The organism is Flavicella sediminum, assembly GCF_006381105.1.
GTDB classification, from domain to species: Bacteria; Bacteroidota; Bacteroidia; order Flavobacteriales; family Flavobacteriaceae; genus Flavicella; species Flavicella sediminum.
The window spans coordinates 675-1,771 of sequence record NZ_VDET01000034.1; the positions used below are offsets into that span (position 1 = coordinate 675).

Genomic DNA, 1,097 nt, shown 5'->3' on the forward strand with positions numbered 1-1,097 from the left:
TGTGTTTTTATCTTAGTCGACCTAAAAATAGATAAATAAGTAGAAGTGACATAGTAAAAAAACACAAACCTTTGTTTAAGCCATAAAAACCCACATTAACTTTATGCGGTGTTGTAAGCAGTTTTTTAAAATGGAAGTCCATCAAATTCTGATTTTACTTTGTTTCTCAATCCAGCTTTTCCTCCATATGCTTTTAATAAAAGTGGGTTTTCTTGAATTCTACTCATAAATTCAACAATATGTTCATCGGTTCCAGCGTGATAATATTTTATTTCCCCAACCATTTTCGCATATTTTTCCGCATAAAAATTCAGTAACTCTTTTGCTTCCTTTTCGATAGGGTTTTCAAGTTTAGATTGTTTTAGTTGTCTTAGTATTTGAACAGACTCTTCCAAAAGTTCCCTTTCACTTCTTATTTCTTCACCTCCTTTTTTTGCACCTTTTTTATTCTCAATAATTGACTTAACTTTTTCTTCTAATTGAGGATAAAAAATTTCAAAAAGGTCTTTTAATGTTTCCATTGACAATCCTTTTCCTCCTGAGTTGGAAATAGATTGGTTTATCGTAACCAAAAGTTTAAAAATATCTTCCTTGTTAAACTTAGTGGCTTGAAAAAGAGAAAGAGGCCCAGTTAAATCAGTTGGATTTAAATCAATCAAAAATGTACAGACATATGAGTCTTCTGTTTTCGATATTGCACCTGCTTCAAACAGAATCCAAGGTGAATTTAAATTTTCTTTAGTAACACAGAAAATACCAACTTTAGAATTTTCTAATTTTTCACTTATTTCAGAATTCCATTTTTTACCTTTCTCAATATCAACTGATATCCAAGGTTCAGCAGCTTGAATTATTTGTTCAATCCACTTTTTTAAATATTCAGCAATTGCTTTACTGTCATTTCCTGACCAACTTATAAATATCTTCATTTTTTTTTTTCAAATTGCTTACAACGGTTTTGTATAAAGTTAGTGTGGGAGTTGATAATCGCGAGATTTTCAGCCAAACACTAAGCTTATACTTATTTTGTGTTTTTATCTTAGTCGACCTAAAAATAGATAAATAAGTAGAAGTGACCCAATAAAAAAACACAAACC

The 1,097-nt window shown here is 30.1% G+C and carries 1 protein-coding gene; it reads right to left on the reverse strand.

The window, feature by feature from the left end; translation table 11 throughout:
- Nucleotides 1-125: 125 nt before the first annotated feature.
- Nucleotides 126-929 (reverse strand): toll/interleukin-1 receptor domain-containing protein, encoded by an 804-nt coding sequence (locus tag FGM02_RS16505; protein WP_139959604.1) that lies wholly within the window; start codon nt 927-929, stop codon nt 126-128.
- Between the last annotated feature and the right edge of the window lie 168 nt (nt 930-1,097).

Excerpts from the sequence above, each read along its gene's own strand:
- FGM02_RS16505 (WP_139959604.1), bottom strand. The coding sequence starts at position 929 with ATGAAGATATTTATAAGTTGGTCAGGAAATGACAGTAAAGCAATTGCT.